The 15,104-nt window shown below is 73.7% G+C and carries 11 protein-coding genes; 4 read left to right on the top strand and 7 right to left on the bottom strand.

Annotation, left to right across the window (positions count from 1 at the left end):
* Nucleotides 1-96: 96 nt before the first annotated feature.
* Entirely contained in the window at nucleotides 97-1,416 is a 1,320-nt protein-coding gene (locus ACYQ8Q_RS34960) for a copper amine oxidase (protein WP_460070639.1), read from the bottom strand.
* Nucleotides 1,417-1,474: 58 nt separating this feature from the next.
* On the bottom strand, nucleotides 1,475-2,290 hold the full coding sequence (locus tag ACYQ8Q_RS34955; RefSeq protein ID WP_460070638.1) for a Tat pathway signal sequence domain protein: 816 nt from the start codon (nucleotides 2,288-2,290) through the stop codon (nucleotides 1,475-1,477).
* Nucleotides 2,291-2,483: 193 nt separating this feature from the next.
* Here ACYQ8Q_RS34955 and glgX point away from each other — a divergent pair, with 193 nt between their 5' ends.
* From glgX to ACYQ8Q_RS34940, 3 genes are all read left to right on the top strand, one after another.
* A complete protein-coding gene (gene glgX, locus ACYQ8Q_RS34950) occupies nucleotides 2,484-4,592 on the top strand; it encodes a glycogen debranching protein GlgX (protein ID WP_460070637.1) in 2,109 nt (702 codons plus the stop codon).
* Nucleotides 4,593-4,667: 75 nt separating this feature from the next.
* Nucleotides 4,668-7,004, top strand: coding sequence for a malto-oligosyltrehalose synthase (gene treY, locus ACYQ8Q_RS34945; RefSeq protein ID WP_460070635.1), 2,337 nt, complete (start codon nucleotides 4,668-4,670; stop codon nucleotides 7,002-7,004).
* Between the two features lie 147 nt (nucleotides 7,005-7,151).
* Nucleotides 7,152-8,402 (top strand): M14 family zinc carboxypeptidase, encoded by a 1,251-nt coding sequence (locus tag ACYQ8Q_RS34940; RefSeq protein WP_460070633.1) that lies wholly within the window; start codon nucleotides 7,152-7,154, stop codon nucleotides 8,400-8,402.
* Between the two features lie 36 nt (nucleotides 8,403-8,438).
* Here ACYQ8Q_RS34940 and ACYQ8Q_RS34935 read toward each other — a convergent pair whose 3' ends face one another.
* From ACYQ8Q_RS34935 to ACYQ8Q_RS34925, 3 genes are all read right to left on the bottom strand, one after another.
* Nucleotides 8,439-8,897, bottom strand: a complete 459-nt coding sequence (locus ACYQ8Q_RS34935; protein WP_460070632.1) for an SSI family serine proteinase inhibitor — start codon at nucleotides 8,895-8,897, stop codon at nucleotides 8,439-8,441.
* Nucleotides 8,894-10,213 (bottom strand): M14 family zinc carboxypeptidase, encoded by a 1,320-nt coding sequence (locus tag ACYQ8Q_RS34930; RefSeq protein ID WP_460070631.1) that lies wholly within the window; start codon nucleotides 10,211-10,213, stop codon nucleotides 8,894-8,896. The genes ACYQ8Q_RS34935 and ACYQ8Q_RS34930 overlap by 4 nt, the downstream gene beginning before the upstream one ends.
* A gap of 183 nt (nucleotides 10,214-10,396) precedes the next feature.
* Nucleotides 10,397-10,948, bottom strand: a complete 552-nt coding sequence (locus tag ACYQ8Q_RS34925) for an FHA domain-containing protein (RefSeq protein ID WP_460070630.1) — start codon at nucleotides 10,946-10,948, stop codon at nucleotides 10,397-10,399.
* Nucleotides 10,949-11,123: 175 nt separating this feature from the next.
* Between ACYQ8Q_RS34925 and treZ the strand changes: the two genes are divergently transcribed.
* A complete protein-coding gene (gene treZ, locus ACYQ8Q_RS34920; protein ID WP_460070628.1) occupies nucleotides 11,124-12,869 on the top strand; it encodes a malto-oligosyltrehalose trehalohydrolase in 1,746 nt (581 codons plus the stop codon).
* A gap of 91 nt (nucleotides 12,870-12,960) precedes the next feature.
* Here the strand turns inward: treZ and ACYQ8Q_RS34915 are convergent, their stop codons facing one another.
* Together ACYQ8Q_RS34915 and ACYQ8Q_RS34910 are read right to left on the bottom strand one after the other, a co-directional pair.
* A complete protein-coding gene (locus ACYQ8Q_RS34915) occupies nucleotides 12,961-13,893 on the bottom strand; it encodes an aminoglycoside phosphotransferase family protein (protein WP_460070626.1) in 933 nt (310 codons plus the stop codon).
* A 61-nt stretch (nucleotides 13,894-13,954) separates the two neighbouring features.
* Nucleotides 13,955-15,082 (bottom strand): M24 family metallopeptidase, encoded by a 1,128-nt coding sequence (locus tag ACYQ8Q_RS34910; RefSeq protein WP_460070625.1) that lies wholly within the window; start codon nucleotides 15,080-15,082, stop codon nucleotides 13,955-13,957.
* Nucleotides 15,083-15,104 lie beyond the last annotated feature (22 nt).

Raw genomic sequence — 15,104 nt, 5'->3', positions numbered from 1 at the left:
ACCGCCTTCCGCTCCCCCGAGCTCTCCCCGTCTCAACGATCAAGGAAGGGTACTCCGGGACCGGTCGGCGGTGCAGCCGGATGGGCAGGTCGTTTCTCAACCGCCGTTACGCGGGATGCCGTTCTCGTCCTGGAGCGCGGACGGTGTGAGCGGATTCATGGCCGTGACGTCCCGGGGGGCGATGGAGAAGCCCTGCCAGTGGACCGGCATGGGCTGCTGGTCCTCGTCGCGGGCGATGTGGTGGAAGCCCACGTTCACCCAGACCACGGGGTGCTTGAGGGTCTGCCCGTTCACCCAGCCGTCGACGGCCTTCGGGTGTCCCGTACCGCAGTTGAGGGGGTTGTTGCTCGCGTACATCTCGCACTTGTTGTACTCGGTGAAGTAGACGTCGTGCTTGGTGAAGCTGCGTCCGGAGTACTTGGTGGTGGCGCCCGGGACGAGTTCGTAGCTGCGCGCGTGCCCGTCCTTGTTCTTGCCGATGTTGCTGACCACGCGCCACCAGCGCATGTTCTTGGCGTCGCCCGCGAGTTCCTTGGTGACGGCGGTGCGGGTGGTCTTGTTGGTCGGGCCCTGCTGGCCGCTCGCGGGGGCGCTGACCTTCGAGTCGTACTGCTCGATCTTGTTGGCGGAGGAGCCGTCGAGGCCGAAGTCCAGCCGCCAGAAGACGTTGTGGCTGTGGCTGGTGGCCTTGGCCTGGGCGCCGTTGCCTATCGGCCAGCCGCGGCCGTCGCCGGCGTCGTAGTCGAAGGGCGAGAGGCTGCCGGTGGCGCCGACGTTCATGTTGACGGTGCCGTCGTCGGAGAAGCGCCACTCGGTCATGTACTCGTACCAGCCGACCTTGTTGACCGTGTAGATCAGCAGGTCCTTGCCCTGGGCCTGGTAGACCTTGTTGTTGTCGGCCTGCATGCGGTAGGCGTGACCGCGCGAACGGGTCGTGGTGCACATGCCCTTGACGTTCGAGTCGGCCGGGGCGGTCTCCGGGACCTTGATGGTCTTGATGGTGCCGCCGGGGCACTCGGCGGGCTTCAGATTGACCAGGCCGGAGCCGAAGTTGAAGTCGGTGACGTCGTTGTACTCGTTCTTGCCGTCGTCGTAGGGCACATGGATCTGGGCGATCTTGGCGCTGGTGAGGACGCGGATCGGCTTGGGCTCGCCGGGCGGCTGGTAGGTGACCTTCTCCAGGACGAGCCCGGACTTGGCCTCGTAGCGCCAGCACATGCGCCAGGTGGTGCCGGTGGAGAGCTTCTGTTCGATGCGGTAGGCGGCGCTGCAGTCGGCGGCGGCCGCCGCCGCGGGGGCGGCCTTCGCCTGGGCGACGGCGGGGCCGGCCCCGGCGGTCGCGCCGGCGGCCAGCGCGGCCAGGGACAGGCCGAAGGCCGCCCCCTTCTGGGTACGGCTCATTCTGGTGACGCGCATGAGGACATGACTCCCTGACAGGAGGTGACGGGTGGGAAGAGTGGAGATACGGGCCGTGTCAGCCGTTGAGCTTGGTGACCTTGCCGGCGCTGAGGTCGATCACCAGGGACCGGGCGTCGATCCAGGGACCGTTCTTCACCTTCGGCAGCAGCCGGACGCAGCGGTGCTCACCGCAGGTGTCGAGTGCGGCCGGCTGGGCGCCGGGCACCGAGTGGTAGATCATGCTGGAGAGCTCCAGCTGGTCCGCGGAGGTGAGCTCCTTGCCGGTGGCGTCCTTGTAGTCGGCCTTGAGGCCGGCGCCGAGCGGGTCGGCGATGAGCACCCGCGCCGCCTCGTTCTGCTCGTCGCGGCTCAGCGGCGGCTGGACGCCGCGCTGGGTGCCGGTGTTCTCCACCTTGCCGGTGTCGAGGTTGACGGTCTTGGTGACGACCGTGTCGGTCTTGTAGTCGTAGAACGTGACGTCGGCGCGCCGGGGCGCGTCCGGGTCGTCGAGTTCGTCGGCGTCGGGCGCGGCGAGTTCCACGCCGAGGCGCTGCGGGCCGCGCTCGCCCTCGACGTTCTGCGCGGCGTTGAACGCCTGCCGGCTGAGCGCGACGCTCTCGGCCCGCTTCATCTCGTCGTCCGTGAGCGGGTCGCTGCCCTTGCCCTTCTCGCCCTCGTCGGGCGCGGCCTGGACGACGCCCGGCGCCACCGCGGCGCTGTCGCCTGCCGCGGCCGCCTGCCCGGCGCTCTGGCCGGTCCCGCCCTGCCCTGTCTTGTCGTCCGCCCCCGCCGTGCCCGGCAGGGTGATCGCGACCATCACGGCTGTCGAAGCCACTGCGATGGCCGTACCCGCCACCACCTTGCCCAGGTGGCGGCGCACTGTCGTGCGCACAATTGCCCCCTACTCCCCCTGCTGCCGGGAGTACGTCTGTCTGCCCCACTGAATGCGGCGTACGCCGTATGCCCGGCGTATGCACTGGTCGACAGGTAAGAGGGCAGTAAGTCGAATGCGGTTCCATCAGTTTCCGCGAGACTCGGGCGCCGAGGCGCCCCCGGCTCGGCGGCACACCTGAAAGAGTCGGTTCATGCAGGTCTGGCCTGGAGAGGCGTACCCCCTCGGTGCCACGTACGACGGCGCCGGCACGAATTTCGCGGTCTTCACGGAGGCCGCGGACCGAGTAGAGCTGTGTCTGCTGCACGACGACGGCTCGGAGACGGCGGTGGAACTGCGGGAGAGCGACGCGTTCGTCCGGCACGCGTATCTGCCGGGCGTGATGCCCGGCCAGCGCTACGGCTTCAGGGTGCACGGCCCGTACGACCCCGCGCGCGGGCTGCGCTGCAACTCGGCGAAGCTGCTGCTCGACCCGTACGCGAAGGCGGTCGCCGGCGCGGTCCGCTGGGGCGAGGAGGTGTACGGGTATCCCTTCGGCTCCCCCGAGAAGCGCAACGACCTCGACTCCGCGCCGCACACCATGACGTCGGTGGTGGTCAACCCGTACTTCGACTGGGGCGACGACCGGCCGCCGCGCACCGAGTACCACCGCACGGTGATCTACGAGGCCCATGTGAAGGGGCTGACGATGCTCCATCCGGGGCTGCCGGAGGAGCTGCGCGGCACCTACGCGGGCCTCGCGCACCCGGCGGTGATCGAGCATCTGACCGGGCTCGGGGTGACGGCGCTGGAGCTGATGCCGGTGCACCAGTTCGTCAACGACCACCGGCTGGTCGACATGGGCCTGAACAACTACTGGGGCTACAACACGATCGGCTTCTTCTCCCCGCACAACGCGTACGCCTCCTGGGGCGACCGGGGCCAGCAGGTGCTGGAGTTCAAGTCGGCGGTGCGGGCACTGCACGAGGCGGGCATCGAGGTGATCCTCGACGTGGTCTACAACCACACCGCCGAGGGCAGTCATCTGGGCCCGACGCTGTCCTTCCGCGGCATCGACAACCAGAAGTACTACCGGCTGGCCGAGGACGCCCGCTACTACACGGACACGACCGGCACGGGGAACTCGCTGCTCATGCGGTCGCCGCACGTCCTCCAGATGATCATGGACTCGTTGCGGTACTGGGTGACCGAGATGCATGTGGACGGCTTCCGCTTCGACCTCGCGGCGACGCTCGCCCGGCAGTTCCACGAGGTGGACCGGCTGTCGTCGTTCTTCGACCTGGTGCAGCAGGACCCGGTCGTCTCCCAGGTGAAGCTGATCGCGGAGCCCTGGGACGTGGGCGAGGGCGGCTACCAGGTGGGCAACTTCCCGCCGCTGTGGACGGAGTGGAACGGCAAGTACCGGGACACCGTGCGCGATCTGTGGCGGGGCGAGCAGCGCACCCTGGCGGAGTTCGCCTCCCGGCTGACCGGCTCCTCCGACCTCTACCAGGACGACGGCCGCCGTCCGCTGGCCTCGATCAACTTCGTGACCTGCCACGACGGGTTCACCCTGCACGACCTGGTGGCGTACAACGACAAGCACAACCAGGCGAACGGGGAGGACAACCGGGACGGCGAGAGCCACAACCGGTCCTGGAACTGCGGCGCGGAGGGCGAGACCGAGGACGCGCGCGTACGGGTGCTGCGGGCCCGGCAGATGCGCAACTTCGTCGCCACGCTGCTGCTGTCCCAGGGCGTGCCGATGATCAGCCACGGGGATGAGTTCGGGCGGACCCAGCGGGGCAACAACAACGCCTACTGCCAGGACAGCGAGCTGGCGTGGGTGCACTGGCCCGAGGAGGGCAGCGGGCTGCTGGACTTCACCCGTGCGCTCACCCGGCTGCGCCGCGAGCACCCCGTCTTCCGGCGGCGGCGCTTCTTCCACGGGCGGCCCGTGGAGGGCACCCACGACGAGCTGTCGGACATCGCCTGGTTCACCCCGGAGGGCGGGGAGATGACCCAGCGGGACTGGGAGCGGGCGCAGGCCTCGGCGCTGTCGGTGTTCCTCAACGGCAACGCGATCTCGGAGCCGGGCCCGCGCGGGGAGCGGATCACCGACGACTCGTTCCTGCTGCTGTTCAACGCCTCCCCCAAGGAGCTGGAGTTCGTGGTGCCGGTCGACCACGGGCGGCAGTGGCAGGTGGTCGTGGACACCGCCGACCCGGAGCCGGTCGCGCCGGGCACGGGCCGCAAGGTGCAGGCGGGTGAGCGGCTGGTGCTGGCCGATCGGAGCATGGCGGTGCTGCAGCGGCCGGCCTGATCCCGGCCGGTGAACCCCGGTGACCCCGTCGATCCGAGTGACAGGAAAGCAGGCAGCGCGGGTACGTAGGTTTCCATGAGCCTCGCGTTTCCTGTCGTGCCCACGGCCACCTACCGGTTGCAGCTGCAGCCCGCGTTCCCGTTCGGCGCCGCGGCGGCCGCCGTGCCGTACCTGGCCTCGCTCGGTGTGTCGCATCTGCATCTCTCCCCGGTCCTGGAGGCCGTGCCGGGCTCCCCGCACGGCTATGACGTGGTGGACCACGCGCGCGTGCGCGAGGAGCTGGGTGGCGAGGAGGGGCTGCGGGCGCTGGCGGCCACCGCGCGGGAGCACGGGCTCGGGCTGGTCGCGGACCTCGTGCCGAACCACATGGCGATGGCCCCGCGCCACAACCGCGCCCTGTGGGAGGTGCTGCGGGAGGGGCCCGGGTCGCCGTACGCGCGCTGGTTCGACATCGACTGGGAGGCGGGTGGCGGCCGGGTGCTGGTGCCGGTGCTCGGCGGGCCCGTCGGCGGGGAGCTGGAGCGGCTGCGGGTGGACGGGGACGTCCTGCGCTACTACGACCATGTCCTGCCGCTCCGCGCGGGCACCGCGGAGCTGCCGCTGCCGCGGCTGCTGGACGCCCAGTGGTACCGGCCGGTGTGGTGGCGGCTGGCCCGCACCGAACTGAACTACCGGCGGTTCTTCAGCATCTCGGAGCTGATCGGGGTGCGGGTGGAGGACCCGGAGGTCTTCGAGGCCACCCACGGCACGGTCCTGCGGCTGCTGCGCGAGGGCGTCCTCGACGGGCTGCGGATCGACCACCCGGACGGGCTCGCCGACCCCGACGGCTATCTGGAGCGGCTGCACGAGGCCACCGGCGGCCGCTGGACGGTCGTGGAGAAGATCCTCGCGGACGGGGAGCGGCTGCCGGACTCCTGGCCGGTCGCCGGCACCACCGGCTACGACGCCCTGCGCCGCGTCGACGGCCTCTTCACGGACCCCGTGGGCGCCCGGGAGCTGCTGGGCCTGTACCGGCGCTTCGCGGCCCCGCAGACGGACCGGGGCGGCGACTGGGCGGCGACCGCGCGCCGGGCGGCGTACGGGGTGCTGACGCACGAGCTGGCGGCCGAACGGGACCGGCTGACCCGGCTCGCCTCCCGGATCTGCGCGGACGCCGCGGATCCCGTGCTGCGCGACCGGGCGCCCTGGGCACTGCGCACGGCGCTGGAGGAGCTGCTGGTCCGGATGGAGGTCTACCGGCCGTACGCCTCGGGCGACGCGGCCGCCGTGGTCACCGAGGAGGCGGCCGAGGAGGCCCGGGGGGCGTTCACGGTGGCGGAGGAGGCGGGCGCCGTCGACGCGGTGCGGGCGCTGGTGCTGGGCGGGGAGGGGCCGCTGCGCGCGGAGTTCCGGGCCCGGTTCGCGCAGACGGCGTCCGCGCTGCGCGCCAAGTCGGTGGAGGACACCGCGTTCTACCGGTACGTCCCGCTGCTCGCGGCGAACGAGGTGGGCGGCGAGCCGGACCGTCCCGGGGTGTCCCCGGCGGAGTTCCACGCGTACTGCGCGCGCGTGCAGCGCGACTGGCCGGCGAGCGGCACGGTCGTGTCCACGCACGACACCAAGCGCAGCGCCGACGTACGGGCCGCGCTGGCCGTGCTCACCGAGTGCCCGCAGCGCTGGGCGGAGGTCCTGGAGGAGGTCACGCGCGCGGAGGCGGAGGTGCCGGACGGTCAGCTCGCCTGGGCGGCTTGGCAGACGGTGTTCGGGCTCGGCCCGGCGGACGGGGAGCGCGTGCGGGAGGCGCTGCTGAAGCATGTGCGCGAGGCGGGCCTGTACACGAGCTGGACCGAGCAGGAGCCGCCGTACGAGGAGGCGGTGGCCGCGTTCGTCGCGGCGGGCCCGTGCGGGGCGTCCGGGGAGCGGGTGGCGGCGCTGCGCCGCGCGCTGGAGCCGTACATCGGGGCCAATGTGCTCGGTACGGCCCTGGTGCATCTGACGATGCCGGGGGTGCCGGACGTCTACCAGGGCACCGAGAACGACTGCCGCGCCCTGGTGGATCCGGACAACCGGCGCCCCGTGCGGTTCCCGCCCGAGGAGGGCGGTCCCAAGGCGGCGGTGACCCGGGCCGCGCTGCGGCTGCGCCGGCGCCGGCCCGGCGCGTTCGGGACGGCGGCGGCGTACGAGCCGTTGACCGCCGAGGGTCCGGCCGGGGAGCACTGCCTGGCGTTCGCGCGCTCGGGTGAGACGGTCACGGCCGTGACCCGGCTGTCGCTGCGGCTGGCGGAGGCGGGCGGCTGGCGGGAGACCCGGCTGCCGCTGCCGCCGGGACGGTGGGCCGACGTCCTGGTGCCGGGTCGGGAGTTCGAGGGGCACGCGCGCGTGGCGGAACTCTTCGCGGAACTGCCGGTGGCGCTGCTGGAACGCGCGGACTGAGCCGGGCGGCGGAGCCGTTCGCCGGGTCCGGCGGCGCGCGCTTCCGGGCGCCCCCCGGAGGCTCCCCCGCGGCTCCCTGGGCATTCTTGACAGTTCACCGAGTCCGTGGGGTACTGCGGAGAGCGAAGCCGGTCGGACAAGACGGGGGTGAGTCTCCTGCCGGTGCTGCGCTACCCCACGGTGACCGAACTGACGACCAGCGCCCGGGCCCTGACCGCGCGGCATCCCGGACTGTGCGCCCTGCGCCAGGTGGGGCTCTCCCGCGCGGGCCGTCCGCTGCATCTGCTGTCCGTGGGGCGTGCCCGGCGGGCGGTGCTGGTCGTCGCGGGCGCCCACGCCAATGAGCCCACCGGCGGCCCGACCCTGCTGTCCCTGGCCGAACGGGTGCTGCACGAAAGGGAGTTGCGCAACGGCACCTCCTGGCACTTCCTGCTGTGCGCGGATCCGGACGGCGCGAGTCTGCATGTCACGCCCGCGCCGCGCAGTCTGCTGGAGTACCACCTGGGCTTCTTCCGGCCGGCGGGGCCCGAGCAGCCGGAGTGGTCGCCCGCCGTGCTGCCGCCCGACCGGCTGCCGCCCGAGACACGTGCGCTGACCCGGGTCATCGACGAGCTGCGGCCCTACCTCCAGGTGACCCTGCACGGCACCGATCTGGGCGGCAGCTGGGTACAGCTGACGAAGGACATCCCGGGGCTCGCCGAGCCGTTCGCGAAGTCCGCGGCGCAGTTGCACATCCCCGTCGAGACGGGCGCCTCGGACGCGGCGGGCTGGCCGGCCTCCGGGCCGGGGGTGCGGGTGATGCCGGACGCCGACGCGGGCGCGGCGTACCCGAGCATGCCGGACGACGCCCGGCACAGCACCTGGTACCACGCCCATCGCTACGGCGGTCTGACGGCGGTGGTGGAGGTGCCGATGTGGGCGAGCGACCTGGTGGACGACTGCGCGCCGCACCCCGCGCCGGCCGCGGCGATCCGGCGCCTGGCGGAGCGGCTGCTGCGGGACGCCCGGGAGGTGGAGCGGGTGCTCACCGAGGCGCTGCCGCGGCTGGAGGGGGTGGACGGGCCGCTGCTGCGGGCGGCGCGTTGGGGGCTGGAGCTGGTGCCGGGCCTGGCCTCGGACTGGACGCACACCCCGCCCGCCGACACGACGAGGGCGTACGTCGGCAGTGTGGACGCCTTCGCCCGGCGGCTGCCGCTGAGGGCGGCGGCGATGCTGTGGCGGGTGCTCCAGGAGAGCGACGACCACGCCGCGCCACGGCTGGAGCAGCTCGTCGGGATGTGGAGCGACGCGTTCGCCGTGCGCTTCGGCGCCCGCTGGGTGCCGCTCGAGCACCAGGTGGAGCACCAGAGCCGCACCGTCGTCGCGGCGGCCCTGCACGCGCGCGAGCGGGCGGCGTAGGGCAGGGCCCGCGCCACCCCCTCGGCGGTACCCCGGTCAGGCTCCGGGTGCGGTGGTCCCGGTGTCGTCCAGGGCGAACACCGCGCCGGTGCGGGCCTCCATCTCGCAGGCGTTCGCGAAGGTCTGGGCGTACGCGACGGCCTTGCCGTTCCACTGTCCGCTCGCGTGGGCGGTCACCGGGGCGTAGACGAGGGTGCAGACGGTGTCCTGGGCGGCCGGGAGGGCGTGCAGGTCGCCGTTGACCGCGTTGAGCTGGTCGCAGGCCTCGGCGGCGCGCCGGTGGCCCTGGGGCGGGCCGCACAGCAGCAGGGTGCCGCGGGTGTCGTCGGAGGGGGCGGTGTCGCGGGTGACGGAGAGCTGGAGCCAGTTGCCGGGCTGGGGGTCCTGGGAGGCCGCCCGCGCGGGAGCGGCACCGGCGGCGAGGAGGAGGGCGGCGGTGGCCGGCAGCAGGACGCCCCGCAGGGGCAGCGGGGAAAGGGGGTGCGAGTGTCTCATTCCCGGTGCATCGGCACGGTGGCCTGGGTTCCCCAGTCCGGCTCACCCGAACGCGTGGGCCGAGGGGGCCGCCCGGCCAGTTCGAACGCCGCGAGCACGACCCTCGCCTGGTACTCCACCTGGCGGGCGACCGGGACCCAGCGGGCCTGGCAGTCGTCCCGGAAGGCGGCGCACCAGCGGTCGATGAGCGCGTCCAGCTCCGGCAGGGCGCCCGCCGGGTCGTGCCCGGCGCCGGTGACGAGCTGGTGCAGCAGGCCCGCGGTGCGGACGGCGATGCGCCGGCCGGCGATGCGCAGGGCCGTCAGATGGGCGGTGGTGAGGGGTGGCAGGGGGCGCCCGGGGTCGGCGGTGCCGGGGTCCCAGGCGTCGGCGAGCCCGGGGCAGACCAGGAGGTAGTCGTCGACGGGCGCGAGCAGCCGGTCGGCCTCGGGGGTGCCGGGCAGCCGGGGCCGTATCCGGGCCAGGAGGTCCTCCAGCACCCGGGTGTCGTGCCGCAGGGTGCCGCTCACGGCCCGCAGCGCCGCGTCCCGGTCGGCGGGCGGGGAGCCGTCCTCGACCGCGGCCACGCCCCACATGGGCGCCTCGACGACCGCGGTGAGCGTCCCGTGCCGGTGCGGGTGGTACCAGGTCGACTCGACGGCTGCCTCGGTGATGGCGGCGGCCAGGTCGCGCCGGCACGGGGGCGGGATCCGGTAGACGGCGGGTCCCAGCACCGGCCAGTAGAGGGTGTCGTACGCGCCGAGTTCGCGCGGGATGCCGAGCCGGGCTGCGGCGTAGGCGATGCGGCGGTCGAGGCCGGGCAGGTCACGGGTGAGTTCGACGAACCCGCCGCCGATGTCGACGCCGTGCAGCGAGCACTGGAAGAAAGGTTTCAGTTCGTCCTGGAGGCGGAGCAGCGCCCGGGTCTCCGGGAGCGCGGCGGCGGCCGCCCCGTCGGGCAGCCATTCGGGCTGTTCCAGGAAGCCGGGCCGGAAGAAGTGCCGGAAGTGGCGGCCGAGGCTGTAGGGGCCGGTCAGCCAGCCCTCGTTGCGGCGCAGCCCGTCGGGGTCGAGGCAGAGCAGCAGGTTCCAGGTGGCGTCGGCGCCCTCGGTGAGCCGGGGGTCGGCGAGGGCCCGTTCGGCCAGTCTGAGGGCGGTGGCGCCGCCCACGGGCTCGTTGGCGTGCGGTCCGGCGACGACGAGGACCTGGCGGGTGCCCCGGCCGACGGAGAGCAGCCACAGCGGGGTGCCCGCGCGGGACAGCCCGACCCGGCGCAGGCGGGCGTCCCGGGGGTGGCGGGCGGCGAGCGCGGCGGCGCGGGCCGCGAGTTCGTCCACGGTCGGGTAGCGGAGGAGTGGCGGCAGGGCACACCTCCATGACGGCGCCGTCGCTTCACCGGGCGTATCCGGTCTACGCACCCTGAGTCATGGCGCGGTGGTACGTCAACACCGCCGTATCCGCCGTTACCCGGGCAAGGCGGTCGAGGCGGGTCCGGGTGGAGGCTCCGGCGGTGGGCCGGCTCAGTTCACGGAGAGGCGGAACGCGATGTTCCCGAAGGAGACCTGGTCGCCCTCGCGGACGACGGCCGCGCCGATGACCCGGCGGCCGTTGACGGTGGTGCCGTTGGTGGAGCCGAGGTCGCGCAGCACCCACATGCCGCCCTGGCGGGTGAGTTCGGCGTGCACCCGCGAGACGCTCTCGTGGGTCAGCCGCAGCCCGTTGACGGGGTCGCGGCCGATGCGCAGCGCCTGTTCGGTGCCGGGGTGCGGCAGCAGCAGCTTGGGCAGCCGCTCGGCCTGCCAGGCCCGGCGCAGCCGCACGGTGAACCCGGAGACGGCCTCGACGGAGCCGAAGACCACGCGGGAGAGCCGGCTCTCCTTGGGCAGGTCGGCGGTGAGCGCGACCAGTTCGTCGGAGCGGCGGGCGGCGAGCGCGAGTTCCATGCGGCGGATGAAGGTGTCGTGCGACAGCCGGCCCATGGCGACGCCGTCACGGAGCACCTTCAGCGCCCTGTCGCGCTCCGCGTCGGACAGCCGCGCGGGGTACGGGTTCACCTCGAAAGACGACGTCACGCTGGTGATTGTCGGTCAGTGAACCCCGGGTGTCCAGAAAACGGGTGAACGGCCGCCCGCGCGCGTGGCCGAAGACACCCCCCGCGATGGGGGTGTTGCCCCGTGGGACGGAACCCGTTTGCCGCACGATGGACCCCGGCTACATCACGGTGAGCAGACGTAAGGGGAACCGTCCGTGCAGTTCGAGGTGTGGGCACCACAGGCCGGCCGGGTGACGCTGGAGTGCGACGGCGTCCCGCGCGCGCTCCGGCCGGATCCGGAGCGGGCCGGCTGGTGGACGGGGGAGGCGGAGGCCGCGGACGGTTCGCGGTACGGCTTCGCGGTGGACGACGGCCCGGTCCGCCCGGACCCGCGCTCGCGCCGCCAGCCGGACGGGCCGGACGGGCTGAGCGCGGTCGTCGACCAGGGCCGGTACGACTGGCGTGTCCCGTGGCCGGGGCGCCCGCTGCCGGGCGCGGTCCTCTATGAGCTGCACGTGGGCACGTTCACCGCCGAGGGCACCCTGGACGCGGCCGCCGGACGCCTGGAACATCTGGCCGAACTCGGTGTCACCCACGTCGAGTTGATGCCGCTGTGCCCGTTCCCGGGCCGGCACGGCTGGGGGTACGACGGGGTCTCGCCGTGGGCGGTGCACGAGCCGTACGGCGGACCCGAGGGGCTGAAGCGGTTCGTCGACCGGGCGCACGAACGGGGCCTGGGCGTGGTCCTGGACGTCGTGCACAACCACCTGGGCCCGTCCGGCAATTACCTGCCCGAGTTCGGCCCGTACTTCACCGAGCGTCATCACACGCCCTGGGGCGCGGCCGTCAACCTGGACGCGCCCGGCTCGGACGAGGTGCGGGCGTATCTGCTGGGCAGTGCGCTGGCCTGGCTGCGGGACTACCGGCTCGACGGGCTGCGGCTGGACGCGGTGCACGCGCTGGCCGACACGCGCGCGTACCCCTTTCTGGAGGAGCTGTCGGCGGCCGTGGACGCGCTCGCCGCCGACACGGGCCGGCCGCTGTTCCTGATCGCCGAGTCGGACCTGAACGACCCGCGGCTGATCACGCCCCGCCGCGAGGGCGGACTCGGGCTGCACGCCCAGTGGAACGACGACTTCCACCACGCCCTGCACACCGCGCTCACCGGGGAGTCCCAGGGCTACTACGCCGACTTCGCGCGCGATCCGTTCGCCGCGCTCACCAGGACCCTCACCGGCGGGTACTTCCACGACGGCGGGTACTCCGGCTTCCGGGAGCGGCACCACGGGCGCCCGCTGGACCGCTCCCGCGTCCCCGCGCACCGGCTGCTGGGCTACTCCCAGACCCACGACCAGATCGGCAACCGGGCGCAGGGCGACCGGCTCGCGGCCGCCCTCTCCCCCGGGCTGCTCGCCTGCGCGGCGGCGCTGACGCTGACCGCGCCGTTCACGCCGATGCTGTTCATGGGCGAGGAGTGGGCGGCGGGCACGCCCTGGCAGTACTTCACCGACCACACCGATCCCGAGCTGGCCGAGGCGGTACGGCGGGGCAGGCGGCGGGAGTTCGCGGAGCACGGCTGGGCCGAGGCGGACGTACCGGATCCGCAGGACCCGGCGACCCGGGACCGCTCCTGCCTGGACTGGTCCGAGCGGGAACGGGCGCCTCACGCGCGCGTGCTCGCCTGGTACCGCGAGCTGATCGCGCTGCGGCACGGTCAGCCGGACCTCACCGATCCCGACCTCGCGGACATCAAGGTCGCCCGGGACGCCGGGGCCCGCTGGCTCGCGTTCCGGCGCGGGGACGTGCGGGTCGCGGTGAACCTGGGCGGGGGGCCTGCGGCGATTCCGCTGGGGCCGCGGCCGGCGCGGGTGCTCGCCGCGTGGGAGCCGGTTTCCGTGCCGGGGGCGGACGGGCTGCTGGAGGTGCCCGGGGAGTCGTGCGTGGTGTTGTTGCAGGAGTGACGGGGTCCGGGGTGGTGTGTGCTGTCCGGCTGCCGGGTGCGGGTGCGTCGTGGCCGGTCGCGCGGTTCCCCGCGCCCCTTCTGGGGCGCGTCTACTCGTCGTCTTCTCTGAATTCCGTCGTTCTCTCCAGCAGGATCGGCTCCCAGGCGTGGCGGAGTTGGGTGTGCAGGACGGGGAGCGGGGGCGTGCCGCGGCCGGCGAGGCGGTCGGCGAGGCGGGTGACCGTGTCGCAGCGCGCCAGCCAGAGGCCGCGCAGGCAGGGGCGGGCGCCGTAGCCGGCCAGGGTGGCGGCGCGGACGGCGGCGCCGGAGCCCACGGCGAGGGCGAGTCCGGCGATGTCCTCGGCGGGGTCGCCGATCACCGCGTCCGTCCAGTCGAGGACACCCCGCACCCGGCCGTCGGCGCTGACCACGAGGTGCTCGCCGCGCAGCCGGTGGTGGACGAGCACGGCGGTGGCGGGCTGCGCGGCGAGCTGGGCCGCGCCGGCCTGGGTGAACTGGTGCAGGCGTACGGGGTCGAACTCGTCGGCGCGGGCGAGGGTGTCGGCGGCGGCCACGGCCATGCGGCGCAGCGCCTCCAGGGAGCGCGGGGCGACGCGCGGCACGCCGAGCGTCTCGGCCTGCCGGGGCGGTACCTCGCGCAGTCCGCCGAGGAGGCCCGCGAGGTCGGCCTCGCCGACGGCGGACACGTCGTGCTCCTCGGCGGTGCCGCCGGGCACCTTGGTGTCCAGGGTGTAGGTGAGCCCGGGCGACCACTCGCCGTGCGCGACGCCGGTCGGCAGGGCGACGGGTACGTGCGGGCGGACCAGGTCGCGCAGCCGCAGTTCGCGGCGCTGGCGGACGGTGGCGTCGTGGTCGGGGGCGAGCCGCAGCACATGGCGGGTGCCGACCCACCAGGTCCAGTGTCCGCCCTCCTCGGCGACGGGCCGCACCTGGGGTCCCGGTCCGCCGCGGTCGCCCTCCTTGAGGAGCGCGCGGACCAGTCGGCGGACGGTGTCCGCGGTGGGTGTCGGTGCCTGGGTCATGATCGCGCCGTTGCCGTTCGGGTGGGTGCCGGACTCCTGGGGGTGGGTCGGTGGGGCGGGCTCAGTCGACGACGACCAGCTCGCGGGTGGTGTCGTTGAGGCGGCGGCCGCCGTCCTCCGTGACGGTGACGATGTCCTCGATGCGCACCCCGAACCGGCCGGGCAGGTAGACACCGGGCTCCACGGAGAAGCACATGCCGGGCACGAGGGGCTGCTCCTCGCCCTCGATCATGTACGGCGGCTCGTGGGTGGTGACGCCGATGCCGTGGCCGGTGCGGTGGATGAAGTACGCGCCGTACCCGGCGTCGGCGATGACCGCGCGGGCGGCCCGGTCCACCTCCTGGCAGGCGACGCCGGGGCGCACGGCCCGGAAGCCGGCCTCCTGGGCCTCGCGGACGAGGTCGTGGACCCGGCGTTCCTCGTCGGTGGGTTCGCCGACGTGGACGGTGCGGGAGGTGTCGGAGCCGTAGCCGTCCTTGAGGCCGCCGAAGTCGAGGACGACCATGTCGCCGTGTGCGATGACGCGGTCGCCGACCTCGTGGTGCGGGTTGGCGCCGTTGGGTCCTGAGGCGACGATGGTGAAGTCGACCTGGGAGTGCCCGAAGCGGCGCAGCAGGCCGGCGAGGTCGGCGCCGACCTCGGCCTCGCGGCGCCCGGCGAAGGGCAGGGTGCGGATCTCCTCGAACGCCCGGTCGGCGGCGGCGCCCGCGGCGGCCATCAGCCGCAGTTCGGCCGGGTCCTTGACGGCCCGCAGCATCGGCAGGACCTCGGTGAGGGCGGCGTAGGAGGTACCGGGCAGGGCCCGTTGCAGGCCCAGCAGATGCATCGCCCAGGTGTTGTCGCTGACGCCGAACCGGCCGCGCGGGTCGAGGAGGCCCGCGGTGACGGCGTAGGGGTCCTTGCCGTCGGTCCAGTCCCGCAGGGTGAGGGCCGGGGCGCCGGCCGCCTTCGCCGCGTCCGGTGCCTCCAGGGTGGGGACGACCAGGACGGGGTCGTGGCCGGGGGTGAGGGCGAGCAGGGTGAGCCGTTCGGTGGCGGCGGGGGGCGCGTAGCCGGTGAGCCAGACGAGGTCGGGTCCGGGTGCCACGAGCAGCCCGGCGAGTCCGGCGTCGGCGGCCTCGCGCGCGGCCCGTGCCATACGGGCCCGGTAGTCGTCGGCGGTGAAGAGCGCGGGCGCGGTGCCGGTCATCCGGGTCTCCCTCGGTGGTGAA

Source organism: Streptomyces sp. YKOK-I1 (genome assembly GCF_054660435.1).
Note: the sequence above shows the minus strand (reverse complement) of the source record. Positions and strands in the feature narration are given on the sequence as shown.

Bases quoted from the DNA above. Each gene is read 5' to 3' on its own strand.
- ACYQ8Q_RS34960 (WP_460070639.1), bottom strand. From the start codon at position 1,416: ATGCGCGTCACCAGAATGAGCCGTACCCAGAAGGGGGCGGCCTTCGGC.
- glgX (WP_460070637.1), top strand. From the start codon at position 2,484: ATGCAGGTCTGGCCTGGAGAGGCGTACCCCCTCGGTGCCACGTACGAC.
- treY (WP_460070635.1), top strand. From the start codon at position 4,668: ATGAGCCTCGCGTTTCCTGTCGTGCCCACGGCCACCTACCGGTTGCAG.
- ACYQ8Q_RS34935 (WP_460070632.1), bottom strand. From the start codon at position 8,897: ATGAGACACTCGCACCCCCTTTCCCCGCTGCCCCTGCGGGGCGTCCTG.
- ACYQ8Q_RS34915 (WP_460070626.1), bottom strand. From the start codon at position 13,893: ATGACCCAGGCACCGACACCCACCGCGGACACCGTCCGCCGACTGGTC.
- ACYQ8Q_RS34910 (WP_460070625.1), bottom strand. From the start codon at position 15,082: ATGACCGGCACCGCGCCCGCGCTCTTCACCGCCGACGACTACCGGGCC.